20 protein-coding genes are annotated in these 24,450 nt (G+C 40.4%); 13 read left to right on the forward strand and 7 right to left on the reverse strand.

The genetic code is table 11. From position 1 onward, the window contains the following. Positions 1-5 precede the first annotated feature (5 nt). From BM378_RS04555 to BM378_RS04575, 5 genes are all read left to right on the forward strand, one after another. Positions 6-359, forward strand: a complete 354-nt coding sequence (locus BM378_RS04555; protein WP_036972337.1) for a metalloregulator ArsR/SmtB family transcription factor — start codon at positions 6-8, stop codon at positions 357-359. Positions 360-372: 13 nt separating this feature from the next. Beyond that, positions 373-1,374, forward strand: a complete 1,002-nt coding sequence (locus tag BM378_RS04560) for an ArsJ-associated glyceraldehyde-3-phosphate dehydrogenase (RefSeq protein WP_065978938.1) — start codon at positions 373-375, stop codon at positions 1,372-1,374. Positions 1,375-1,383: 9 nt separating this feature from the next. Next, complete coding sequence (gene arsJ / locus BM378_RS04565) at positions 1,384-2,601, forward strand: organoarsenical effux MFS transporter ArsJ (protein WP_074988706.1); 1,218 nt, start codon at positions 1,384-1,386, stop codon at positions 2,599-2,601. A 90-nt stretch (positions 2,602-2,691) separates the two neighbouring features. After that, entirely contained in the window at positions 2,692-4,815 is a 2,124-nt protein-coding gene (locus BM378_RS04570) for a methyl-accepting chemotaxis protein (protein WP_074988707.1), read from the forward strand. A gap of 350 nt (positions 4,816-5,165) precedes the next feature. Continuing rightward, the gene (locus BM378_RS04575; protein ID WP_036972331.1) at positions 5,166-6,683 is read left to right on the forward strand and encodes a DUF3360 family protein; all 1,518 of its coding nucleotides are present in this window, start codon (positions 5,166-5,168) and stop codon (positions 6,681-6,683) included. A 62-nt stretch (positions 6,684-6,745) separates the two neighbouring features. Here BM378_RS04575 and BM378_RS04580 read toward each other — a convergent pair whose 3' ends face one another. Next, positions 6,746-7,270, reverse strand: coding sequence for a hypothetical protein (locus BM378_RS04580; protein ID WP_065978941.1), 525 nt, complete (start codon positions 7,268-7,270; stop codon positions 6,746-6,748). A gap of 51 nt (positions 7,271-7,321) precedes the next feature. Here BM378_RS04580 and BM378_RS04585 point away from each other — a divergent pair, with 51 nt between their 5' ends. Beyond that, positions 7,322-7,681 (forward strand): DUF1294 domain-containing protein, encoded by a 360-nt coding sequence (locus BM378_RS04585; protein ID WP_036972329.1) that lies wholly within the window; start codon positions 7,322-7,324, stop codon positions 7,679-7,681. Positions 7,682-7,719: 38 nt separating this feature from the next. On the opposite strand, the gene soxR is transcribed toward BM378_RS04585, so the two are convergent. Beyond that, entirely contained in the window at positions 7,720-8,181 is a 462-nt protein-coding gene (gene soxR / locus BM378_RS04590) for a redox-sensitive transcriptional activator SoxR (protein WP_036972328.1), read from the reverse strand. Between the two features lie 77 nt (positions 8,182-8,258). Here soxR and BM378_RS04595 point away from each other — a divergent pair, with 77 nt between their 5' ends. From BM378_RS04595 to BM378_RS04605, 3 genes are read left to right on the forward strand one after another with little or no spacing between them, the layout of a single operon-like run. Then, on the forward strand, positions 8,259-8,723 hold the full coding sequence (locus BM378_RS04595; protein ID WP_036972327.1) for a flavodoxin family protein: 465 nt from the start codon (positions 8,259-8,261) through the stop codon (positions 8,721-8,723). Positions 8,724-8,771: 48 nt separating this feature from the next. Continuing rightward, positions 8,772-9,296 (forward strand): DsrE family protein, encoded by a 525-nt coding sequence (locus tag BM378_RS04600; protein WP_036972326.1) that lies wholly within the window; start codon positions 8,772-8,774, stop codon positions 9,294-9,296. Then, positions 9,296-9,895 (forward strand): SGNH/GDSL hydrolase family protein, encoded by a 600-nt coding sequence (locus BM378_RS04605; protein WP_074988708.1) that lies wholly within the window; start codon positions 9,296-9,298, stop codon positions 9,893-9,895. The genes BM378_RS04600 and BM378_RS04605 overlap by 1 nt, the downstream gene beginning before the upstream one ends. Here BM378_RS04605 and BM378_RS04610 read toward each other — a convergent pair. Then, entirely contained in the window at positions 9,892-10,566 is a 675-nt protein-coding gene (locus tag BM378_RS04610) for a LytR/AlgR family response regulator transcription factor (RefSeq protein WP_036972324.1), read from the reverse strand. The genes BM378_RS04605 and BM378_RS04610 overlap by 4 nt on opposite strands. Then, a complete protein-coding gene (locus BM378_RS04615) occupies positions 10,544-11,920 on the reverse strand; it encodes a sensor histidine kinase (RefSeq protein WP_081759758.1) in 1,377 nt (458 codons plus the stop codon). Before BM378_RS04615 ends, BM378_RS04610 begins: the two co-directional genes overlap by 23 nt. A gap of 447 nt (positions 11,921-12,367) precedes the next feature. Between BM378_RS04615 and BM378_RS04620 the strand changes: the two genes are divergently transcribed. The 3 genes from BM378_RS04620 (at position 12,368) to BM378_RS04630 (ending at position 17,964) form a co-directional block, all read left to right on the forward strand. Beyond that, positions 12,368-13,243 (forward strand): ABC transporter ATP-binding protein, encoded by an 876-nt coding sequence (locus BM378_RS04620; RefSeq protein ID WP_036972323.1) that lies wholly within the window; start codon positions 12,368-12,370, stop codon positions 13,241-13,243. Beyond that, positions 13,230-16,367, forward strand: a complete 3,138-nt coding sequence (locus BM378_RS04625; RefSeq protein ID WP_036972322.1) for a M1 family aminopeptidase — start codon at positions 13,230-13,232, stop codon at positions 16,365-16,367. Before BM378_RS04620 ends, BM378_RS04625 begins: the two co-directional genes overlap by 14 nt. A gap of 391 nt (positions 16,368-16,758) precedes the next feature. Beyond that, entirely contained in the window at positions 16,759-17,964 is a 1,206-nt protein-coding gene (locus BM378_RS04630; RefSeq protein ID WP_036972321.1) for a sugar efflux transporter, read from the forward strand. Between the two features lie 65 nt (positions 17,965-18,029). On the opposite strand, the gene BM378_RS04635 is transcribed toward BM378_RS04630, so the two are convergent. After that, positions 18,030-20,429, reverse strand: coding sequence for a TonB-dependent receptor (locus BM378_RS04635; RefSeq protein ID WP_074988709.1), 2,400 nt, complete (start codon positions 20,427-20,429; stop codon positions 18,030-18,032). Between the two features lie 152 nt (positions 20,430-20,581). Then, positions 20,582-21,802, reverse strand: a complete 1,221-nt coding sequence (locus tag BM378_RS04640) for an MFS transporter (protein ID WP_074988710.1) — start codon at positions 21,800-21,802, stop codon at positions 20,582-20,584. Between the two features lie 138 nt (positions 21,803-21,940). On the opposite strand from BM378_RS04640, the gene gtfA reads away from it, so the two are divergent. Continuing rightward, the gene (gene gtfA / locus BM378_RS04645) at positions 21,941-23,413 is read left to right on the forward strand and encodes a sucrose phosphorylase (RefSeq protein WP_074988711.1); all 1,473 of its coding nucleotides are present in this window, start codon (positions 21,941-21,943) and stop codon (positions 23,411-23,413) included. On the opposite strand, the gene BM378_RS04650 is transcribed toward gtfA, so the two are convergent. Beyond that, a complete protein-coding gene (locus BM378_RS04650) occupies positions 23,410-24,441 on the reverse strand; it encodes a LacI family DNA-binding transcriptional regulator (protein ID WP_036972316.1) in 1,032 nt (343 codons plus the stop codon). The genes gtfA and BM378_RS04650 overlap by 4 nt on opposite strands. Between the last annotated feature and the right edge of the window lie 9 nt (positions 24,442-24,450).

Genomic DNA, 24,450 nt, shown 5'->3' on the forward strand with positions numbered 1-24,450 from the left:
ATGCTATGAATAACTTAGAACCTACGGCTTTTTTTAAATGCTTAGCAGATGAAACACGCTTAAAAACGTTATTGCTGATCATGCATCAGCAAGAATTGTGTGTGTGTGAATTAGTGGCGGCTTTGGCATTGAGCCAACCGAAGATTTCTCGCCATTTGGCACTACTTCGAAAGTCAGGGCTATTATCAGATAGAAAACAGAGCCAGTGGGTTTACTACCAACTAAACTCAGATTTACCTAACTGGACGCAGCAAATTCTAAAAGCGACGTTAGACTCAAATTTTCAGCTAATCGACACTGACTTAACCCGACTTGAAACGATGGGGAATCGCCCCGAACGTCAAGCGCACTGTTGTTAAAGAGGACAGCACAATGACAATTAAAATAGGTATTAATGGTTTTGGCCGCATGGGACGCTTAACACTTAGAGCAGCACTGAATTGGCCTGAACTTGAATGCGTTCAAATTAACGACCCTGCCGGTGATGCAATTACCCATGCTCATTTATTTGAGTTTGATTCGGTGCACGGCCGATTACAGACGCCTGTCACGGTGGAGCACGATACCATTCGTGTTGCTCATCATACAATTGCTGTGTCTAACAACAAAACCATCGCAGAAACTGACTGGTCAAACTGCGATATCGTGATTGAAGCCAGCGGTAAAATGAAAACCAAAGCCTTACTCGATGAATACTTAGCGCAAGGTGTAAAGCGGGTTGTTGTCACTGCGCCAGTTAAAGAAGACGGCGTGTTAAATATTGTGATGGGGGTGAACGATCATCTTTATAATCCACAACAGCATCAACTTGTTACAGCGGCGTCGTGTACTACTAACTGTTTAGCGCCTGTTGTAAAAGTACTACAGGAAAAGGTTGGTATTAAGCACGGCTCAATGACCACCATTCATGACATAACCAACACGCAAACCATTATTGATGCGCCTCATAAGGACTTGCGTCGTGCGCGTTCTTGCGGCACAAGTTTGATCCCCACCACAACAGGCAGCGCTACTGCAATCACCCATATTTTCCCTGAATTAAAAGGAAAATTAAATGGTCATGCAGTGCGAGTGCCACTGACCAATGCATCAATCACCGACTGTGTGTTTGAATTAAAAGAAAGCGTGACTGAAAAACAAGTCAATGCGTGGTTTAAAGAAGCCGCCGATGGTGAGTTAAAAGGCATTTTAGGTTACGAAGAAAAGCCATTAGTGTCTATTGATTATAAAACCGATCCTCGCAGTGGCATTATCGATGCGCTCTCAACAATGGTTGTTAACGATACCCAATTAAAGCTTTACGTTTGGTACGACAACGAGTGGGGTTATGCAAATCGCACTGCTGAGCTGGTTCGTAAAGTGGCATTGTCTTAAGGTATTTTGATGCGTGAACAATTGGCAGCTTTGCCAAACGAATTAAAACAATACCTAATAATAACCGGTAACTACTGGGCGTTTACCCTCACCGATGGGGCGCTCAGAATGCTGGTGGTGCTGTATTTTCATCAGCTAGGGTATGAAGCATTAGCAATTGCCATGCTGTTTTTGTTTTATGAAGTATTTGGTGTAATTACCAACTTAGTCGGTGGCTGGCTCGGGGCACGTTTGGGGCTCAATAAAACCATGAATTTGGGATTATTGTTGCAACTTGTTGCGCTCGCCATGTTGTGTGCGCCCAGTCACTGGTTAACGGTCGGGTTTGTCATGACTGCACAAGCGCTGAGTGGTATTGCTAAAGACTTGAATAAAATGAGTGCTAAAAGTGCGATTAAGTATTTGGTACCTAAAGGCCATGAGGGAGAGTCAACCCTGTATAAATGGGTTGCTATTCTAACTGGCTCTAAAAATGCGTTGAAAGGACTCGGCTTCTTTTTAGGCGGCGTGTTACTCACATTATTTGGTTTCACAGGCGCTATTTTTGCCATGTTAGTGATGCTAGGAGTGGTTTGGATTTTAAGCCTGCTTACGCTTAATGCTGATATCGGAAAAGCTAAGAATAAGCCAAAATTCAAAACATTATTCTCAAAATCGCGGGCAATTAATTTACTTAGCTTTGCCCGAATGTGCTTATTTGCTTCGCGAGATGTGTGGTTTGTAGTGGCACTGCCTGTGTATTTGGCAACGCAGTTTGGTTGGCAACACTGGTGGGTGAGTGGCTTTTTAGCGTGCTGGGTAATTGGCTACGGTTTAGTGCAAACTCAGGCACCGCGTATCACAGGCCATAAAAAAGTAGGTTTTTTGCCAACACGCCAAGCTGCAATGTGGGTAACGGCATTAACACTATTCACCTGTTTGTTGGCTAAGGCACTGACATTAAACGTGTTTATGCAACTAAGCTTATTGATTGGTTTATTGATTTTTGGCTTCATTTTTGCGGTCAATTCATCGTTGCACAGCTACTTAATTGTTAGTTTCGCTGACAACGATGGCGTGTCGCTCGACGTGGGCTTTTATTACATGGCAAATGCGTTAGGACGACTAGTGGGAACGGTGCTCTCTGGCTGGGTGTTTCAGGTGTTCGGGCTGGTTGCGTGTTTATGGGTGAGTGTGGTTTTATTAGCAATGGCATCTGTTACGACCTGGTCGTTGAATAAAAAGTAAAAACTCATACTTTTTTTTATGTTTGTTGCTGTTAGTTTAGCAAGATAGTCTAAACTATTATCAAATAAACAATAAAAACGGGAATATTCAATGCGGCAGTTAGCATTAGCAAAAAAGCTTTTATGGCTTACCGTAGGAAGCATTTTTATTACAGTGTTTGTACTTTCTAGTGTGCTCTGGTGGCAGCTTTCACAAAGTAATGAGCAACTTGCTGGGCAGTCTGAAAAATTAATTGTTGCCGAGGTTGAAGATAAACTTTCTTCCAATGCGGCAGCATATGGCGAACAAGTCGCTGGCTTTATAAATGAAGCTTACCGTGTGCCTTATTCATTTGCAGCTATCCTCGGTGATGAACAAGCTGCAAATGCCATTACGCGTGATGCTGTGGTTGAATTAAACCGCGCATTATTAGAAAAAAATACACTTCTTTCATCTATCTATACCCAATTCGAACGCAATGGTTTTGATGGCCGTGATGCGAATTTTATAAGTGGTTATGATCATTCAGTTGCAGGGGCAGGTACCCTAGAAATTTATTTTACGCGTAATCGTGATGGTGCTATTGAGCAGCAAGTGGTTGAAGACGCAGAAGAAAAATATGTAGATAAACTGAGTGAATTCGGTCAACGAGAAGCCGAATGGTACCTTTGTGCAAAAGACACGAAAGTCCCGTGCATTATGGAGCCGTACCTATACGAAATTTCGCCAGGTTATTCAGAAATGATGACCTCACTTACGGTGCCTATTATTAGAAACAGTGAGTTCATTGGTGTTGCAGGGGTTGATTTAACGTTACCTGTGTTCCAAACAATGACAGAAAAACTGTCAAAAGAGCTGTATAACGGAAAAGCGCGCGTAACCTTATTAAGCTCGCTTGATTTGGTTGTAGGGAGCAGTCATCACAAAGATAAATTAGGCCGACCACTTAAAGAAGTCGTGCCTAAAAATATGCTTGATAACTACAACAGATTAAAAAAACAAAACGGAATTTTTAAGGTCGAGGACGAGTATTTAGTTAACTACCCCATCACTATTAAGCTTGCTAAAAAGCAGTGGAATTTATTAATCGAAGTGCCGACTGAACTTGCTCTTGAAGGGCCGCAAGCATTAGCTGACAGCATGAGCGAAAATGCTAATACGCTTGGAGGATTGATTTTAGTCACCGGAATTATTATCGCAGGCGCTGCTTTTGTGATCATGTTGCTGGTGATCCGTACGATCGTTGCTCCTCTTCAGCAAATACAGCAACGGGTTGATAATTTGGCAAGTTCAGAGGGCGATTTAACACAAACATTGCATGTTGATACCCATGAAGAGTTGATTGCGTTGGCAACAGGGTTTAATGCTTTCTTAGCTAAGTTAAGAGATCTTATCTGTGAACTGAAAAATGTTTCTGCGCAGACAAAACAACAAGCTGAATTAGCGACGCATGTGTCGGTAGATACAAAACACAATGTTCAATCACAGTTCCAAGAGATTGAAAGCGTGGTTACAGCCATGAACGAAATGAGTGCGACTGCCCTTGAAGTGGCACGAGCTTCTGAGCAATCGGCACTGCAAGCAGACGAAATTAATAGCCTTGTTGTAAACAGTGAGTCGAGCTTATCGTCGGCGGTAACTCAAGTTAAAACGATGTCGAGTGAGATTAAACAAGCGAACCAAGCCGTTGAAAAAGTGGCTGCGCGAAGTAATGACATTACACAAATACTCGATGTGATCAGAACCATTGCAGAGCAAACCAACTTATTAGCGCTCAATGCCGCAATTGAGGCTGCGAGAGCGGGTGAGCAAGGTCGAGGCTTTGCTGTTGTTGCGGATGAAGTGCGTGCACTTGCATCAAAAACACGCGCGTCAACTGACGATATTAGTGGTTTAATCGACAGCTTACAGCTAGAGGTCGGCAATGCGTCAAAAGTCATTGAGCAAGGGGTTGTGCGTGCTCAAACTGCGGTAGACGAAACGTCTGTTGCATTTGATGCGCTGCATGAAGTAGTTGTTAAAGTAGATGAAATTACGCAACAGATCACCCACATTGCGACAGCAGCTGAAGAGCAAAGCTCAGTAACCGAGGAGATTAACCGTAATCTAACCCTAATCTCAGATGCTGCATCGCAACTAGCCGAGCTCTCGACTCAAGCCGGCGACGGTAGTCAAACGCTCAATGCGCTCGTGGCACAGCAGGATGATGAGCTTAATAAACTTAAAACCAAATAGCGGTTGAGTCGCACACTTCAAGCCGTCAGATTACTGAGTAACTGACGGCTTTTGTTTTTATACCGTACTTTAGCGTTTACTATTTAGGCAATTTATTAGACTAATAGTTAATGTGTTCAATTCTGACTTTTTACTGGGTATTAAAATTTAAAAACACTGTCTCATATTAATTTAATCCATTTAAAATCAATTGCTTAAGTTTACTTTTTCTGTTGTGCTTTTTGCTTGAAAGGTGTTTTTCAAAATTCATACCCTACCTTTTGCCTAATCGTGTTTTGTGTCTTGCTGCTTTACCCTAAGTACAAAATAAATACTCACACAATTTTTCAAGATAAGTAGTAGGAGAAGTCATGAATATGAGGCAGCATGAAGCGTCAAAAACGCCTGCTGATCAGGAATCAGAGACGCTTAGTGGACAAAAAAGCTATCAAGCACTTCATAAACCCAGCAGTGAATTTTCAAGTCGCGATGAATACCTAGAACACGAACTACAAATTATGCAGCCAAAGCGTTGGCGTCCAAACTTACCCTTTAGGGATTATCGCTTTGAGCTCGAAGATTCAATTCCAGCAATGGCCGGTACAATCGGTAAAGTAGTGATGGTGGGAGCCATTGCAGCTACGTTTGCAGCACCACTTGGTCTTGGCGAAGGTTTTATATTAGAAAATGTGCGCTACGAGCTATTAATTGTATCCATCTTTATTTTATTGTTTTCAGGATTCTTTTTACCAACGGCAAACTTAGCTGGAACGCATGGACCACTTATTCCTTTAATTCCAATTGTTGTTGCTGCGGGAGGTCATCCCATGGCATTTGGTTTACTAATTGGGGCGTTTGGCTTGCTATTAGCGCTCAGTAAAGGGGGGAGTTTACTCGCTGGGTTAACCAGTCGCGGTGTGTGCGGTGGTTTGCTTCTTTACCTTGGTTTTATTGGCACTATTTCACAGGTTAAAAAGCTGTTTGCGTGGGCCGAAGGCATTGATATGACTCATATCGCATTTATCGTGATCTTATCAACCATTGTGCTTTATGCATTACTTGAGCATTATAAAAAGCGTTGGCTTGCTGTGCCATTAAGCTGTTTATTAGGGGGGTTACTTGCCTTTTCACTTGGCGCACCTTTTGAATTTAAAACAGCGCCGGGCTTGCCGAATATGAACCCAATGTATTGGTGGGGTGAAAATACAGGCTGGATGTTAGGCCTACCCACACTCGAAAGTTTTGTGGTGGTATTGCCATTTGCTGTACTGGCTGTGGCGATGTGGTCTCCCGACTTTTTAGGCCATCAAGTGTTCCAAAAAATTAGTTACCCAGAACGTACTGAAAAAGTACAAATGAATATTGACGACACAATGTTCAGTGCGTCAATTCGTCAAACGTTTGGCTCGCTTCTCGGTGGTTCGAACTTTACCTCTTCATGGGGCACCTATATTGTGCCAGCAGCCATTGCGAAACGCCCAATCCCAGCGGGTGCAGTTTTAACTGCATTATTTTGTATTATTGCCAGTATTTGGGGTTACCCAATGGATTTAGCTATTTGGCAACCCGTATTGTGTGTAGCCTTGATTGTTGGGGTATTTATTCCCTTACTTGAAGCAGGCATGGAAATGACCCGAGAAGGTAAAACCACGCAATCAGCAGCCATAGTGGTGTTTTCATCAACCTTGGTTAATCCAGCATTTGGCTGGTCATTAACGATGTTGCTCGATAATTTAGGTTTAATTGGGTGTAAAGAGCGAAGCGCTGAATTAAGCCAAATGAGTCGTTGGATTATTCCATTAGTGATGTTTATTATTTTAACGGGGGTTATGGCTCTTGTAGGAATGTTGCCTGGGATCCCTGCATTAATGGCTGATTTTAGACACTAACTGATTTACGGGGTAAGGCTAAGTCGCCTTACCCTAGTTTCTTTTAAATACTTAAATACGCGTTACTTAAATACCACCTGTTTATTACTACGGGTATAAGTGCGTGTTTCAGGTTTAGTCCATTGCCCTTTCTTAAGATACGATGTCGACACCACAAACTGGTTATCTTTAAATTCGCTGGTTGATTTAACTTTTGTAATTCCCTCTTTATTGCCAGTCACATTCTCGTAGGCAACAAACTGTGTCGGGCTCAAAACATTCATCGTACCTTGCGTGTAAAAACCTGCGGTGGTGAAGTAATAAAAAACCAGCGATTGTTTCTTGCTGTCCCAGAAAATCATCGATTCGCCACCGTATTCACCCTCGTTAATTGAGTGAAGTGTTTTAATGGCGGTGCCGTTTAGTGCTCGTTGCCACGTACTTACATCTTGTACTGCTGGTTTGCCAGCTGTTACGTTGAAGTCTGATTGCCAAGTGCCTAAGTAAGGCTCAAACACTTTTAGTTTTTCATCGAGAGGTTGCTCTGTTGCAAGTGCTGTTAAAGAGCAAAAGCACAGTGATAGTAAAAATGATTTTATATATGCCATAATACAGCCTAATAAATTTCGTTCGTTTAGCTGAGTATAGGCGATAGTTCATTGATTAAGAAAACATTAATTACATTTTCATTGTTGTTTTTAGCCTTGTTATGGCTCGCCTGTTGGCTGTTAAATATGCCATACCTTATCGCTGGGATTTACAGCGGTATAAGCTTAATTAGCTTTTTAGTGTATGGCTGGGATAAACGATTAGCAGTGCAACATGGTGAAGATGTGATCCGTGTGCCTGAACGCACATTACACCTCTTAGGTGTGTTTGGTGGCTGGCCTGGATCATTAATTGCGCAACAATGGTTCAGGCATAAATCAAAAAAGCGCAGCTTTATCGCCGTACTGTGGTTAACTATCATCGTTAACTGTAGTGCGCTGTTTTCACTGTATTATTTACAGTTAATTTAAATAGTCAGCGTAGAGAAAGACCATTGGCGTTAAAAACTTTAATCTCTTTCTAACAGCACAGCGCCGCTGTGCTCTTCGCCTAAATAATCGTCTTTATTGTAGATAGGGCATTTGGCCATTGATAAGCAGCCACAGCCGATGCAGCCATTAACGCGTTCGCGTAATCGCTGCATGTATTGAATTTTTTCATCTAATTGAGTTTGCCAGACTTTAGAAAGTGCTGCCCAATCTTGCTTTGTTGGCGTGCGTTGTTCAGGTAGAGTGCTTAATGTTTGCTTGATGTCTTCAAGAGTAATCCCCATGGTTTGCGCTGCTTTAATAACCGCAATTCGGCGCAGTACATCGGGCTTATAGCGGCGTTGATTTCCATTATTTCGCCAGCTGCGAATAAGTCCTTTTGATTCATAAAAATGCAAAGTCGATACTTTTACACCGCTGCGTTTTGCTACAAAGCCAACGGATAGGTTCGCTTCAACAAGTTTTTTCTCACACCCTGACATATTTTACTCCTAAGTATTGACCTAAAGTTAGCTTGAGGTTTTACGCTGCACCCATCATAAAAAAAGGAGTGACAGTAATGCAACAAAAACCGACTACAAACACGGTAATTATCTATTCAAGTGCCCGAAAACAAGGTAATACAAGTTTGCAAGTAAATGATTATAAAACACAATATGGTGGCGATGTGGTTTGCCTTGATGATTATAGTATCTCGCCATATTGCTATGACAAGCAGTACAAAAATGATGATTTTTATGCGGTGTTCGAGGCGTTATTAGGGTACGAGCATTGGGTACTTGCATCGCCTGTTTACTGGTATAACACGACACCCCAGTTCAAAGCATTTTTAGACCGCATAACCGATTATATGGATGACGAAACACTCAGACCAAAACTGAGAACACTGCGTGAAAAACAGTTTTCACTGTTATCAAATGCAGGCTCTGCTAAAGCGCCGAATGCGTTTATTGACATGTTTAAAAACACCTTTAATTATTTAGGTATGAGCTTTAAAGCACATCAACATATTGAGGCTAGTTAAACGCAGATAAACAGGGTAGGCTAGAGTAAAAAAGTAACAGGATTCTTTATGAAATCAACGCTATTAGGCTTATCGCTTACCTTGTTAACCACGTTTAGCCATGCCGAGCAAACTAAGCCTGCAATTGAAGGTTTTGGTTTTTATTATGATGTACCAAATCATGCGCCTATCGCAGAGCAAGCGACCTTCAAAGTCGTGTTTGATGTGGCCGATGCTGCACAAAAGGGTAAGCAAAATAATAGTATTAACTCGTTAGCACGCTTTATTAATATGCATATTGCCCATGGTGTAAAACCTGAAAATATTCAACTGGCTTTAGTTGTACATGGCGGGGCAAGTGTCGATCTACTCGAGAACAGTTTTTACAAGCAGCGTTTTAATAGCGACAATAAAAACCAGCAATTGATTTCACAATTATTAGCGCATAATACGGTTGTCTATGTATGCGGCCAGTCGGCAACCCATATGAAAGTTAAACAAGAGCAGCTGATCCCCGGTGTACAAATGGCACTATCAGCCATGACAGCGCATGCACTCTTACAGCAACAGGGTTATACCCTGAATCCATTCTAATGAATATTCTCTGTTTTGGTGACTCAAATACGTATGGGATCTCGCCTGTAGATGGCAAGCGTTTCAACGATAATGAGCGCTGGCCAAGTTTGCTGGGCATTAAATTAGGGGCGGGGTATCAGGTTATCGAAGCCGGACAACCTAACCGTACACTGACCAATGAGCCCCCGTTTAGTGGTGATAAATTAGGTGTGAAATATTTAGAACCTTACCTACGAGCCTATCATGTTGATACGCTTATTATTCAACTAGGTACGAACGATTTAAAGCGCCGATTTGCATTGTCGGTTGCTGATATTGCAAACGCACTCGACACGCTAATTATCGAAATAAAAAACCACTATCTGCACCGTGAATTGCCAAAAATTGTGGTGTTGAGTCCGCCAAAGATTTACGAGGTAGGGGCTTATCAGTCTATTTATGCAGGGGCTGCTAATAAAGTTAGACAATTGACTGCTGAGTATAAATTGATTTCTGAACGTCATAACTGTCATTTTATAAATGGCTATGAACTTATTTCCCCTTGCCCCACTGAGGGCATTCATTGGCCACAAAAAGAACATAAGTTACTTGCAGAACATTTATTTCAACATCTTTAAAGTAATGTTTGAGCAATTTCTTTAAAGGACTTACCAATTTTTAGAGTAGTGCCTGTGTTTAGCTCAACATGATCATGACTTATACTAATCACATTTTGATTGTTGACTAGTAATGATTTATGAATCTGGGTAAATGAATGAGATAGCTGTTCACTAAGCTGCTTAAGAGTGGCTGTCGCAAGTGTGACTTGCTGTGCTTGATGCAGCTTTACATAATTACCGTATGCTTCAATGTATTCAACAGAATTTAAATCAAACTTGCGCTTTTCTCGATCTACTTTAAGAGTAATATAGTTTGCGTTTGTAGCGCTGTATTTAGGCAAGCGATCACGCACTTTATTAAGCGCTTGATCAAGCCTTGGCGCCGACACTGGTTTCAATAGATAATCTGTTACATTCAATTCAAAGCCAGTTATAGCATACTCATGATAAGCACTCACTATGACGATTTGAGGTGGTTTAGCAAGTGCTTTTATCAACTCAAGCCCAGTAACTTCTGGCATATTAATGTCTAGAAAAACCATATCAACAGATGATTTAGCGAGTGCACATAAGGCATCTTTAGCACTATAAAATTGAGCAACTAACTTAATATCGGGGTGTTCTTGTAAGTGATGCTCAATAACTTGGTGGGCGAGAGGTTCATCGTCAATGATGATAGCTCTTATCATTTGATAACTCCAATATCAGTGTCGTTTGCCATAAATTTGATTGCTTTATAGTCGTGAGAGAATGTTTATTTGGGTAGAGTAGTTGAAGCCTTTTTTTTAAGTTGTTTAGCCCCAAACCCTGTTGATTTATTTTTTCTTTAACATTTATAGCGTTCTCACAGAAAAGTGTCAGCACATTGTCATCTACTGTGATTGAGAGTGTTATTTTTGTTTTATCTAATGCTGGTTCTACGCCATGTTTTATCGCGTTTTCTACGATTATAATTAGTAATAGAGGGGCAATATGCAGTGTTTCTAGTTTATTTGGCCATGTTAGGTTAAATGAGCATTTGTTTGAACTTCTAATTTTTTGTAGCTCAATAAAGTTCCTAATGTAGTTTAGCTCTTTCTCTAACAGAACATATGGTTTTTGGCCTTCGTATACTGTGTATCTTAATAAATCAGCCAAGTGCATCACCAACTGTGGGGCTTGCTCTGATTTTGTGAGTGTTAGCGCATATAAATTATTCAAAGTATTAAACAAAAAATGTGGATTCACTTGCTGTTGAAGAAGTTTTAATTCCATTGTGGTTTGTTGTTTTGCTATTTCATTAAACTTACTCTGCTGTTGTTGTCTTTCAAAAGCTAGGATTACTGGTGTGCTAATAAGTAAAAAGAAAAACATGAATTGATAATTATACTTAGAAAAAATGTTTTGGTTGCCACTCGGGGTCAAGTTTGCAATGTTATTTGGTAAATCATTAATGGGTAATGCTAATAAAATTGCAATAAGTAATGGGGTGAGAGTTACCATAAAAATAACGGATGCAACCACAAAAGTGAAAACGCCATAGTTTGCAAGTAAGTGGCGAATAAGTACGTAACGGTTGATTAAGTAGAGGCTATAAATAATGACTACATAAACGATAAGCTGAAGAAAATAAAATAAAAACTGATCAAATTCAGACAATAACTTACTGAAATCAAAAATTAATTCAAAAGGTTGATTTAATAATGGTTCTTCGTGACTATTTAGTATACCAGCTAGCAGGAAAGCCCAACATATGAGAATCGTTAAGGTTACGTTATCTAATGAAATGAAAGAGTTAAACCATTTTGTAAGGAAATCATTGTTCTTTACCATACCCTGTTGAGAAATAAGCCAAATCAGACTGGCTAATGTGCATAATAGCCAACATTCTACTCCGAGGTAATGCCACTGTGCATAGAGCGAAGAAATCATGCTAAGTGCATATACACTTAACGGATATAAAATGAATCCAGTAAGCCACACTAAAGTAGAGTTTTTAAATGTCTGCTTAAAAGTTAAAAAGTGAGCAGCTAAAAAGGGGGTGCATTCCAATAGTAACTGCATATTTATTTGCAAGTATAGAACTGGTGAGTCGAGTCTTAATGACAAGTAACGAGTATGACCTTCGAACAATATAGCTGCGAATAATGGCAGTAAGGCAATGAAGTACTTGCTATTAGTGCTATTCGACAGAAATGATAAAATAGCCCGCAAATGTCACCTCATTATCTTGTTTTAGCTTTTTAGTAATTACAATCTAGTAAACCTGCTTAGTACATCACGCCATACTAATATAGTCAAAACCATATTCATTTCAAGGCTTTATAGACTTTAAATCGAGTTTACTATTTTTGACCTTTATTGCACTAGTGTAATGATGAAAGTGTTATTTTTACTGATGAACGTCAAATATTGACTTTTATCCTGTGTTTTCTTGGGTTGATCATTACTTCCTCGCTAGTTTAGTAGCTGTTACTTAAGGTAACAGTCCGTTAATTAAGGAACGTAACTATGCTAGCACTAAAAAATATTAATAAGCGATATGCTGATGGTACACACGCATTAAATGACGTGACGATTCGTATCCCTAAAGGAATGGTAGGTTTACTTGGGCCTAATGGAGCTGGTAAATCGAGTTTGATGCGAACATTAGCGTGTTTACAAAACGTTGATAAAGGCCAAATAAACTTTGATGGTTTAGATGTTCTGAAGTATCCAAATGATATGCGTAAGCAGTTAGGTTATTTGCCGCAGCAATTTGGTGTGTACCCAACGATGAGTTGTCGAGCTCTGCTGGAACATATCGCTATTTTAAAAGGCCTTAATGCAAAGCAACGAAAGCAACAAATAAACGATTTACTGTCACTTTTAAACTTATCAACATTTGCAAATAAAAACGTAAGCCACTTTTCGGGTGGGATGAAACAGCGCTTTGGAATTGCGCAAGCCTTACTCGGTAACCCCAAGCTTATTATTTTAGATGAACCCACTGCGGGGCTCGATCCTGCTGAACGCGAAAGTCTTAATAATTTGTTAGTGGCTATTAGCAAGGAGCGTTTAGTCTTACTCTCTACTCATATTGTCGAAGATATAGAAAATCAGTGCCGATTTGTAGCAATGATCAATCAAGGTCATCTCATTCAACATGGAAATGTGGATGATTTAATAAATCAACTGGCTGGTAATGTCTGGTTATTGAAAAGTCTCCCATCAAATTTAGCTAAAGGTTCATTCGTATTAAGTCAAAGCTATCGATATGGTGAGCCTATTTTTCGTGTTTTTGCCTTGGAATGCCCCTCAGCCGAAGCAATAGCAGCAAAAGTGACGCTTCAAGATAAGTATTTTTATGAATTAAAATCACAAGAGGTAAAAAATGCTACTTCGTAATGACTTAAAGTATCTTTTTAGTCAGCCTATTATTTGGTTATGTAGTGTTTTTTCTCCATTATTTGCATTTACACTGTCTTCTGGTTTGGCTATTGAAGAGGGAAATACGCTTAAGCAGTTTTCTTTACACTTATTATCAATACAAATGATACAGCTCACTGTGCTGGTTGGAGTAATAGCCCCAGTTACTTTTTTGCGTGATCAAATACATAATATGGATGAGATTATCAGTACTACGCCTATCACATCTAAATATAGATCACTGCTTCGTGTAGGTAGCTTACTTATATGTCTTTTGATTATTTCAATGATGAGTTCGTTGGTAATTTGGCTCTATCAATGTCAAGTGCATGGCTTTGATTGGCAGGCAGTTAATCATCTATTTTTTAATAGCTTTTTTTTACTAATTCCAAATTGCTACCTTCTTATTGTGATTGCTTTTTGGATCTGTGACAGGTTTCAAAGTGCCTTGGTTAGCTATACTACTTTTGGCATTATATGGGTTGGTTACTTGTTTTTCGCTAGCATTACTGGCAATCCCATTTTGGCGGGTAGTGGGATCGTTAGCGAGTCTTTGTATCAGATGTCTTTATGGTTTGATCCCTTTGCATACACCGCTTTTATTGCTGGCTTTGCTGAGCCCCACCATTGGGAGCTTATAATTAACCGTTTGGTAATAATTGTACTTACAACGGTTATATATATCTGGGCAATACGCACCACTAAAAAAAATATAAATAAACCCGTACAGATCCGTGAGCCAGTATTGAATTCGGTTATGCATTACAGGTCCGTAGTGCCCAGAGGGAACGATTGGTTTATGCTGGGAACACTCTATCAGCTATCACTTGCATATATACTAAAACAACCAATAACGTCACTCATTTTATTTCTCTGGTCTGTCGTGGTATTTAACAGTGTCGCCTCATCATTTGAATATGCTGAAGCGATGAGTATTGTTAGCCCGACGAGTATAGATGCAATCAATCACTACGCATTTGATATGCATATACTTTTTGGTTGTTTACTGCTTGCTCTTTGGAGTTGGCAGGTAAGTTGTTATGCAAAACGATTTAATATGGCGGAGCTTATTGCCGCATTGCCTGTAAAAACAGTGACACTTTTATATAGTCAATTATTAGTGGTAGCTACTTTAGCGATAATATTTTCCGTGATGAGCTTTATCGGCACCTCCTTGGCAGAGTGGTTCAGTGGCAGTGAATATCAGCCTAGTCAGCATATTTATATATTAGCTTTAATGTTATTACCGCTTATTTTAGTTGCTTGGGTGACAGTATGTATTTTCAACATATGCTCTTCTTTAGTTGCTGGCTTATTTGTCATTGTTATCTTGTTGCTTAAATTTACGCCAGTAATGACTTTCTTTGGTTTCACTCATACTTTTTGGAGTTTAGCTTGGACACCTTTACAAGCGCCCAATGAATTTTGGGGATATCGTGCTAGTTTAAATAATTACTGGCCGTACATGAGAGTTTGGCTTATTGCAGTGTTTAGCTTTGTTGCTGTTAGTCAAATTTTTAACCACCGTGGTGTAGGGGTTGGTCGGCGACAGATAAAAGTAAAAGATACTTGGGTATTGGTTCCCATTTTTCTATCACTTAGTTTATTTGTGCAATTACACATAAATTTAGTTTCTGAAAAGCCGCTAACTAATTCTCATAAGCGAGAGTCATTTAAGGCAAACTACGAAAAAACTTTTGTTGATTGGAAGCATAAAAAGCAACCAGTTATTAGTCATATTGATGCTAATGTTGATTTTTACCCCTACAAGCAGTTTGCGCATTTTGAACTCACATATACACTTACTAATCCTCATTCAGTTGATATAAAACACGTTTTAGTTGGTAGATCTGGCTTTTATAAATGGGCAAACATAAAAATTGCAGGTGCAAGGCAAGTTCGCTTTTATCCAACATTGAATCAAGCAGTGTATGAGTTTGAGCGTGCTATTAAACCAAATGAAATACGGCAACTTTCGTCTCGATTTGAGGTTCGGCAAGCAAAGCTGTGGCCAGCAGTAGGACATCATATGTTAACTCCTGAGTTTAATTATATTCGCTCTGTGCCTATGCTGCCAACGGTTGGCTACCAAGCTAATTATGAGCTAATAGATATTAATCTTCGAAAACAATATGGCTTACTTGATAGGAACGTATCCCTCCCTTCTAAGCAGTTTGCTTCTGAGAAAAATAGACCAGATAGATATGATCACATAACAATGTCGAGCACAGTTTCAACTGCGGTTGGTTACCACGTTGTTACACAGGGCAAACAAATCGCTCATCAGCGTGAAAATGCTCGGGAAATTTTTAAGTTTGAAGCGGCATCAGCATTCAATAATTTACCAGCCTGGCTGTCTATTCCTTACTCACCAGTAATAGAGCAGTTTGGGGATGTTAAATTGCAGGTATTTGCAAAGCAAAAAACGTTACAACAGTCGCCAAATTCAATAGTCATTCATTTACAGGCAATGAAAGATACACTGACTTGGTTCAAAGACAATGTCGTTGCTTATAAAGCAAAACAATTGAGTTTGGTTGCAGCCCCTAAGTTTGGAGGAACTGGTTTTGCCTTACCGCAAATTATACTCATTGAGAATAAAGTAGGCTTTAGGGCAAGCCCAAGTATTGATGCAGGTTTTGATCAGCGATATCGACGTGCAGTGCATGAAACGGCCCATCAGTGGTTTGGTCACGATATAGGCAATAGCGTAAATGAAGATAGTGCCTTTTTAGTCGAATCAATGGCTAAATATATTGAATTAGTGATGATAGAAAAACGCTTTGGGAAAGCCGCTATGAATTCTCTTATTGAGTATGAAACTAGGCGATATGAGCAAGCTTTACGTGTGGACATTTCAGCTAAACAGTCGCTTGTAGACTCAACTAAAAGTTATGATCAATACTCTAAAGCAACGATAATCTTTGCAAAACTAAGAGATAGGGTGGGTGATGAAATCATTATTAAAGCACTCAAGTCAGTCTGGGAAAACTATGCATTTCCAAACCGACCTGCGACTTCTATGGATTTAATACGGGCTTTACAGTTACAAGTCAATACTCAGGATAAGGCACTGATTAATCAATTTTTCTTAGAGCCTTAAACACAAGATTTTATGGTCTTAAAATAACCCATTTAATTATGAAAATTTAAATAAATTGAGCAAAAAAGCCACAGGTAATGAAACACGGTGGCTTGGGCTTTAACCTTTAAATTGAAAGGGGAATAAACCATAAACCCAGATAACACTTTTTCTTCTGTGATATGTAATTACGATAGCTTATTGTTGGATAACAGTTAGAAAAATGACTTATTTTAGCTATCAATCTTTTATCCATAACTTTCTACTCAGTCGTTATATTTAGTTTTTTACACTGCTTATTTGTAATACAAAATGAAATTCACCTAAAAGCCATGTATAATTTGCGCCCTTTAAATAACCTCTGTGGCTTGTGTAACGTCATAGTGGGTTTTTCATTATATGGGGTCTTTTCGTGAAAACGTTGCTCAAGCAGCATGGTGTTATTTTTATTCTTCTCAGTATGTTAACAGGCTTAATGGGCGCGTTTGTAAACCCATTAATGAGTTTATTTATTGTTGAAGGCCTTAATTCGCCCCCTATATATTTAGGTGTTTACATGGTTGCGGTTACCTTAACGGGTATAGTGATTAGCCAATGGCTGGGCGGTTTGGCTGATAAAGGCACAAGCGCACGTTCACTGTTTATGGTGGCTGTTTCAGGAATGGTGTGTGCGCTCATTACATTTGCCAATGCAACCGCATTTTGGCAAGTAATGCTTGCTGGAGTGCTGTTTTTATCGATGGGTAATGCTGCAATACCGCAAATGATGACCGTCGCTAGGCAATGGGCAGCTCGACAAGATAACATTGATATAACAAGCTTTAATTCGCGTCTGCGTGCTGCCATTTCATTTGCTTGGGTCGGTGGGCCGCCCCTAGGTTATTTGTTAGCATCGGGTGGGCAATTTAGTTTGTCTTTTTATTTTGCTGCTGGGTGTGCATTACTCGCACTCATTTTTGCTTTTCTATTTATTCCAGACTACAACAACAAAAAGCGCACCGGCCTTGGTGAGCAAGCACCAGTGACCCCCAGTTCGTTTTGGTGTTTAGGTTTAGCCATTATGTTGGGTTCTACAGGCAACATAATGTATTCCTCAGCGCTGCCTCTTTACAGTATTAATGAACTGGGTTTTGCACAGCACACACCAGGCATATTTATGGGGGTGGTGGCTTTTTTAGAAATTCCAATTATGTTGTATAGCGCTAAACTTGCTAGAACACACAATAAAATAACATTGCTTGCAGGGGCTTTTTGCTGTGCGATCGTGTTTTATGTCGGTGTATTTTTTGCCTTTGAAGTATGGCACTTAATCGCTTTGCAACTGTTAAATGGTGTGTTTTACGGTATTTTTGCGGGGATTGGTTTAACGGTTTTACAAGACCAATTACCAGATCGTATTGGCTTTACATCTGCATTTTATACCAATGCAATTAAGCTCGGGGTAATGTGCGGGGCGGGTGCTACAGGTATTATTGCACAGTTTTATAGCTTCCGGTTTGCAACACTTGGCTCCATTACAACCGCATTGTTTGCTATGTTATGCCTAGCGCTTTTTAGGTTGCTGAAACAAAAAGAAGCGCAGACCGAAAAGCGGTTTGTTGAACACTCAGCAATTTAGTTAAGCGTCATGGTATTAAACTGAAAAAGCCCAGTAAATACTGGGCTAAAACAAGGGAGTGTTTATTAATTAAATAAATATTTTAATGTTAGTGATGTTGTACGGCCATTGATTGTACGAGCACGAATAATGTCGTTATCAGGCACTGACCCTTCTTCTGCTTCGGTAATACCCACTGTATCAAATAGGTTATTTACATTTAGCGATAAGTTTAAGTTTTCAGATAAGTCATAGCTTACAAAGCCATTTACTTGCGTGTATCCATCAAACTTCAGGTCGTTATTATCTTGTGCGTACGCATCCGTTGTGCCGATAAAGCTTAAGCCAGCAGAACCTTTATCAAAGTTATAACGCGCCATTAAAGAGTAAATTAGATCTGCTTGGCGACGCGGTGTATTACCAACAAGTTCTGGCGAAAGCGCGTCTTTTGCAATTTCGGCATCAGTCCAAGTTAAATTACCACGGAAATCCCATGCATCGATAAAGTAAGTCGATTCAATCTCAATCCCTTTAGCCTCGTATTCGCGGTCAAAGAACTTTTGTGATGTTGCTTCAAAGTTTTGCTCTTCGGTTTCAGCATAGAAAGCGGTTGCAAAGATTGACAGTGAATCAAAACGTTTTTTAACACCGATTTCGTACTGGTTTACTTCATCAATCGCGTCTTCTTTTGCAACTGAACCATCAGCTTGAACCTTACCAAATAGTAGACGGTCAGCATTCGCACGTCCGCCTTTGCTCAGGCGGGCAAAAGTCGCAAAACTTGGATCAATTTGATAGTTCGCACCGACAGAATATGAGCTGTAATTCCAGTCATAGTTAACGATGCTTGGGTTTGCGTTATCGATACCCGCTACATTTTGTTCTGGAATCGAAATAACGCCGTCATTATTCATATCGACAGTAGATGTTACAGCGCCGGCATAGTTACCACGAGCTTCACCGCTGTCATAACGAGCGCTTGCGTCAATACTTAAATCACCGAACTTGGTAGCAACGTTTATATAAGGAGCACGCGTTTCGTACTCGGTATCGTAATTACGTTGGCAGCAATTTCCCCAATAGGGTGTCCCGTATGCGTATAACCCGTTTTCTGAGTAATTGTCGCCATTGGCTGCTACCACATCAAGCAGGGCTGCATTATCGCCTTTAAGCTCCATAACATATGAGTTCCAAAGCCACGACATGTCAATTGACTGGCTAGATGCAAAGTAACCAAAAGTAACACTGGTGTCATCAGAGAATGACTTCGTTAGTTTTAGGTCATTAACGATAGAGCCCATGTCGTTAAGCGTTACATCAAATGTGTGGATACGCATGGCCAGATTATCACCATAGTTTTGACCAGCTGAGCCACCATTAGCATAAATCAGTGATGCTCCGTCGCCTGCAATGCTTGAAGCGATTGAGCTTGCGCTGGCAACTTCGGCAGGAATAAGAGAAATAAAGTTACCGCTAACAGATGATTTTCTAAAGCGATTTTCAATACGCCAATCGTTTTCTAAATCGAATGCAGCTTCAAACCCTAGCGATGTTACTTCAGGGTTCATACCATTTGTCATGTCACCGGTGCTAATTTGGTTATCACCATTTAGGCGCAAGGTTTGTGTAAATAATGCTGAATGTGGTGTGTCTGATTGTGCGTCAAAGCCTGGGATTGAGTCGCCATTTGAATACATTGGCATTGGCAGGTAACCCACGCTTTTATCATCTAAGTGCTTAAAGTATACACGCACGTACCCTGTATCAAACTCTTTGGTTAGGTTAGCCTTGATTTGACCGCCTTTGTTTGATGTGTAGCCAGTTTCTCGCGGACCTTCACCTTGGCGAATAAAACCACCAATATGATAGCGAACACTGTCACTTAGATAAGTACCGTATTCAAAGTCTGTGCGAATAGAGTCGTAATCAAGACCCACTGTCGTTGACACGCTGCCTGACTCATTTTCACCTGTTTTAGAAATAAAGTTAATAATACCGCCAGGGGCGTCACTTGCAGCGGTAGAGGCTGAGCCACCACGGATAGATTCAACGCTTTGTACGGTAGAATCTAAGCGCATGAAAATGTCTGCGTTACCAAAGGCAATATCGCCAAACTGCATAACGGGTAAGCCATCTTCTTGTAGTTGTAAGAACTTAGCACCCCCCGATGCGACAGGTAAGCCGCGAACTGCGATATTTGCATTACCTTCGCCACCCGTTGATTCAGAGCGCACACCCGGAATGGTTCTAAATGCTTCTGCTGTTGAGCGAGGTGTTGATACTTCAATTTCAGCCAATGAAACACTGCTGACCGAAGAGCTAGATGCCATGATGGTTGTGCGGCGGGGTACACCCGTCACAACAATTGTTTCAAGGCCTGTTTTTTTTGCTTCCTGCGGTGCTTGTTGCTCTTCAGCATACAGATTGTGGCTGATAGCAAGCGCTAAGGCGCTTAGAGTGTATAGGGCGTGTTTGTGTGTTGTCATAATGTGCCTCATCTCAATCCAAAGGTGACTTTGTTGTCTTAAAATTTAATCTTAATCGATTAAGTTAAGATAGCAATTAATTTACATAGTGCAAGTATTTTTAAACAAAAAGTTGCACGTTTTCTATTCAAACGTTGATTTTAAATAACTTTTTAATGGCTCAACGCGCTGTGTTGAGTTAAAGCGTGCTCTGCAGGGTTGCGTAAATAGTTATAGAGCATGGCTAAAAATAGTAAACATGCGAACCCTGTCGCTAAGTAAAAGCCATAGCGGATATGCCCGAAGTAATCACTGATCATGCCCATTAAAAGGGGGGCTGCGGCGGCTGATAGGGCGGTAAAGAATAAAATAACGCCAGCCACAGCTCCATGCTGCTGCACTGCAAAACATGAAATTCCCTTAGAGTTTAAAGTAGGGTAGATCATTGACATAAACAGGCCTGATAGTGGTAATAAAAACACAGCCCACTCAACGCCGCCTAAAATTAGCCCTATGTAACACAGTGCTATCCCTAAGCTTAAGTACAGCATAACTGCTTGCCAGCTAAAATGATTTAATAACCACACTGCCATAAAGCGCCCTGCGGCACGCAAAATAAAGAACAATGTAAGTGCATAGGTCGCTAACAATTGCCATGGACCCTGATAGTCACCTAAAAGTGTCGGCATCCAAACGTAAATCGCCACCTCGGTTGCAACATAAAGTGCAATTGCTAGCGAAAATCCTAGTGCGTATGGGTTTTTCATCATTTCCATGGTTGTCGCAAGTGAGGCTGGCTTTGCATGCTTGTCTTGCTTTTTAGGTTTAGGGTAGTCAGCTCGCCAAGCGGTAATCGTGAGTATTAAGCACATTATACCCGCGATAAGGTATAGATAGGTCCAACTGACTTTCTGGGTGATTAAAAAGCTAACTAACGCAGGACCGACAATGGCGCCAACACCAAAGAAACCTTCGACTAAATTCATTGTTTTGGTGTGTTCTAAATTATTTTTAGAAATATCACCTAATAAAGCCAGTGCACCTGTTTTAAATAAGCCTATTGCAAGGCCAATACAGCTTAACAACAGGACAAACACCATGAAATTACTGCTCACTGCAAATAAAAAGCAGCTAATTGTAAACAAACCCAGTCCTAGCATAATTGTTTGTTTACGGCCTAAACTGTCGGCAAGAAAACCTAAAAACAGTCCGCTAAACGCAATTAAAGCCATCGGTGCATAATGAAAAGCACTGGCTTGCGTCATACTGAGATCAAACTCTTTAATAAGCTCTGGAATGATCATACCGACGGCATCTGATGTCATAGCAAACATAAAAAACATCATATATGTCAGCCATCTAATCGTTTGCAAAGGATCGTGTGTTCTATTCATGGTTGTATCCTCACATGAAGGCTTGCGCCTTTACTATGTATCTTAGTGTATAAAAGTTATAAAAACTGCTTGAATAATTTGCTGTCGTGGTTAAAGATATAACTTAATCGATTAAGTTTCAACTTGGTATTAACAATTATGATCAACAATAAAGTGCAATTAATCACCTACGCAGACCGGATTACTGGTCAAGGTATTGATGAATTAAGTAATTTATTAAATGGCCCACTTAAAGATGTGTTTGCAGGTGTACACTTATTGCCATTTTATAACCCGATTGACGGCAGTGATGCTGGTTTTGATCCCATTGATCATAGTGAAGTGGATTCACGCCTTGGCAGTTGGCAAGACATTCAAGCATTAGGTGCAAATTATGACTTAATGGCTGACCTAATCGTCAATCATGTGTCTGCTCAGTCATATCAATTTAAAGATGTATTAGCGAAAGGCAAAGAGTCTGAATTTTGGGATTTGTTCTTAACCAAAGACGATGTTTTCCCAAATGGAATGTCTGAAACAGAACAAAAAGCCATTTATCGTCCACGCCCTGGTAGCTGTTTCACACCTATTAAGTGTGGTGACGGTAATACGTATGACTTTTGGACCACGTTTACCGATAACCAAATTGATATAAATGTTAAGTCATTAGCAGGTATTGAATACTTAAATAATGTATTAACTAAGTTTTCAGAAAACAACGTCAATATCATTCGTTTAGACGCTGCAGGCTATGCAATTAAACAAGCTGGCACAAACTGCTTTATGCTCGATGAAACGTTTGCTTATTTAGACAAGTTGTCTGCTCAGGCAAATGATTTAGGCATGGAAACCATTGCTGAAATCCACAGCCATTATCAAACACAGGTTGAAGTCGCTAAACGTGTCAATATGGTATATGACTTTGCTCTTCCACCTTTGATTTTACATAGTTTATTCAGTAACAACGCTGATGCACTCGTAGACTGGTTGGCTATTTCACCGCGTAATTGTTTAACCGTGCTTGATACACATGACGGTATTGGCATTATTGATGCGGGTCCAATGGGTGAAAAGCCAGGGCTATTAGATGCTGAACAAATTGATAATCTTGTTGAAACGATACATGAAAAAAGCAAGGGTCAAAGTCGCTTAGCAACCGGTGCGGCTGCAAGTAATGTTGACTTGTATCAAGTGAATTGTACTTATTACAACGCACTTGGCGCAGACGATTTTGATTATTTACTCGCACGTGCCATACAGTTTTTTGCGCCGGGTATTCCACAGGTTTACTATGGCGGATTATTTGCGTGTGAAAATGACATGGATTTATTGGCTAACACCAATGTAGGCCGTGATATTAATCGCCCATATCTGAGCGCGGCTGATATTGATAAAGCACTCGCTAAACCGGTTGTTAACGGACTGATCAAACTGATTAAGCTGCGTAACGAACATCCTGCATTTAATGGTGAGTTTAATGTTAAAGGCGAAGGCACTAGTTGCTGTTTAAACTGGCATAAAGATGAAAGTTCAATTGAACTTAAAGTGAATTTCGCCAGCCGAGAAGTCCTCATTATTGATCAGCATGATAATGAGCAAGTTTTAATTTCTCTGGCTGACTTTATCGCTTAACCGCTTTGGCCTATTTGCAGCTGGTAGTCAATCTGCGCTACTTGCTGTTCTTTTGATAAAAATAAGGTCGCTGCTAAGCGGCCTTTTTCTTCGCTATTTTGATGTACTGTTGTGAGTTTTGGCACAAATCGCTGGCCTTCATCGATACCATCAAACCCGACAATTCTGACATCGTTTGGAATAGAAAGCCCCATTTTGATAGCCTCACGCATGGCTGCTAAAGCAATTAAATCACTCATGCATAACAAGACATTAGGTCGGGGAGTGCTGCTTAATGCCTCTTTAGCTGCAATACTGGCGAAGCGTTCACTGCTTTCAGGAATATTCCACGTTCTATCATCGCTAAGTGTGACGCCCGCTTCGTTAATCGCTTGGTGATAACCCCGCAAACGTTGGTGCGCGATAGATTGCCCTGCTTCAAACTCATGATGTTCATATACTCGGCACAACACATTATCATTAAGGAGTCTGAGCCCTAAAATTGCCACCCGATCATCACTATTTTCGAGGGCATGCATGGCAATATCAAAACTTGCTTGTTGATTATTCACATTGACCGATGCTTCACGGCCAATGTCAAAGTCTACAGTAACGACATGTTTTGGTACTTTTTTTAACTGTTCGACTAGCTGTTTATTTCGGGGTCTACCATAACAAATAAAGCCGTCAACAAAGTCAACGACGCTGTTAAGGTTGTCGCTGTTGCCAGAAAATAACAGCAAGTTAATGCCATTTTTCTCGAGTACCGATGACACACCGCGCATAAAACTACTCGCCACTGGATCTGACACCATATACTCAACGCTATCAGGTAGCACTAAGGCAACAATATTAAAGGTGCCACGGCGCAATGATTGCGCGGCTTTATTTGGCCCGAAATACCCGAGTTTTTTACACGCTGCTAAGATTTCTTCTCGGCGTGCTTTCGACAGTTGATCTGGACGATTAAACGCATTTGATACGGTGGCATTTGAAACCCCTAATTCATTGGCAATACTTTTTAAGGTCCAGCTTTTAGGTTTTGACATGGTGGCAAC

Source organism: Pseudoalteromonas lipolytica (assembly GCF_900116435.1).
Taxonomy (GTDB): domain Bacteria; phylum Pseudomonadota; class Gammaproteobacteria; order Enterobacterales; family Alteromonadaceae; genus Pseudoalteromonas; species Pseudoalteromonas lipolytica.

Bases quoted from the DNA above. Each gene is read 5' to 3' on its own strand.
- BM378_RS04610 (WP_036972324.1), bottom strand. From the start codon at position 10,566: ATGATAAGAGCTATCATCATTGACGATGAACCTCTCGCCCACCAAGTT.
- BM378_RS04625 (WP_036972322.1), top strand. From the start codon at position 13,230: ATGCTACTTCGTAATGACTTAAAGTATCTTTTTAGTCAGCCTATTATT.
- BM378_RS04605 (WP_074988708.1), top strand. From the start codon at position 9,296: ATGAATATTCTCTGTTTTGGTGACTCAAATACGTATGGGATCTCGCCT.
- BM378_RS04580 (WP_065978941.1), bottom strand. From the start codon at position 7,270: ATGGCATATATAAAATCATTTTTACTATCACTGTGCTTTTGCTCTTTA.
- BM378_RS04575 (WP_036972331.1), top strand. From the start codon at position 5,166: ATGAATATGAGGCAGCATGAAGCGTCAAAAACGCCTGCTGATCAGGAA.
- BM378_RS04555 (WP_036972337.1), top strand. From the start codon at position 6: ATGAATAACTTAGAACCTACGGCTTTTTTTAAATGCTTAGCAGATGAA.
- BM378_RS04560 (WP_065978938.1), top strand. From the start codon at position 373: ATGACAATTAAAATAGGTATTAATGGTTTTGGCCGCATGGGACGCTTA.
- BM378_RS04615 (WP_081759758.1), bottom strand. From the start codon at position 11,920: ATGCAGTTACTATTGGAATGCACCCCCTTTTTAGCTGCTCACTTTTTA.
- soxR (WP_036972328.1), bottom strand. From the start codon at position 8,181: ATGTCAGGGTGTGAGAAAAAACTTGTTGAAGCGAACCTATCCGTTGGC.
- arsJ (WP_074988706.1), top strand. From the start codon at position 1,384: ATGCGTGAACAATTGGCAGCTTTGCCAAACGAATTAAAACAATACCTA.
- BM378_RS04620 (WP_036972323.1), top strand. From the start codon at position 12,368: ATGCTAGCACTAAAAAATATTAATAAGCGATATGCTGATGGTACACAC.
- BM378_RS04600 (WP_036972326.1), top strand. From the start codon at position 8,772: ATGAAATCAACGCTATTAGGCTTATCGCTTACCTTGTTAACCACGTTT.
- gtfA (WP_074988711.1), top strand. From the start codon at position 21,941: ATGATCAACAATAAAGTGCAATTAATCACCTACGCAGACCGGATTACT.
- BM378_RS04570 (WP_074988707.1), top strand. From the start codon at position 2,692: ATGCGGCAGTTAGCATTAGCAAAAAAGCTTTTATGGCTTACCGTAGGA.
- BM378_RS04635 (WP_074988709.1), bottom strand. From the start codon at position 20,429: ATGACAACACACAAACACGCCCTATACACTCTAAGCGCCTTAGCGCTT.
- BM378_RS04650 (WP_036972316.1), bottom strand. From the start codon at position 24,441: ATGTCAAAACCTAAAAGCTGGACCTTAAAAAGTATTGCCAATGAATTA.
- BM378_RS04640 (WP_074988710.1), bottom strand. From the start codon at position 21,802: ATGAATAGAACACACGATCCTTTGCAAACGATTAGATGGCTGACATAT.
- BM378_RS04595 (WP_036972327.1), top strand. From the start codon at position 8,259: ATGCAACAAAAACCGACTACAAACACGGTAATTATCTATTCAAGTGCC.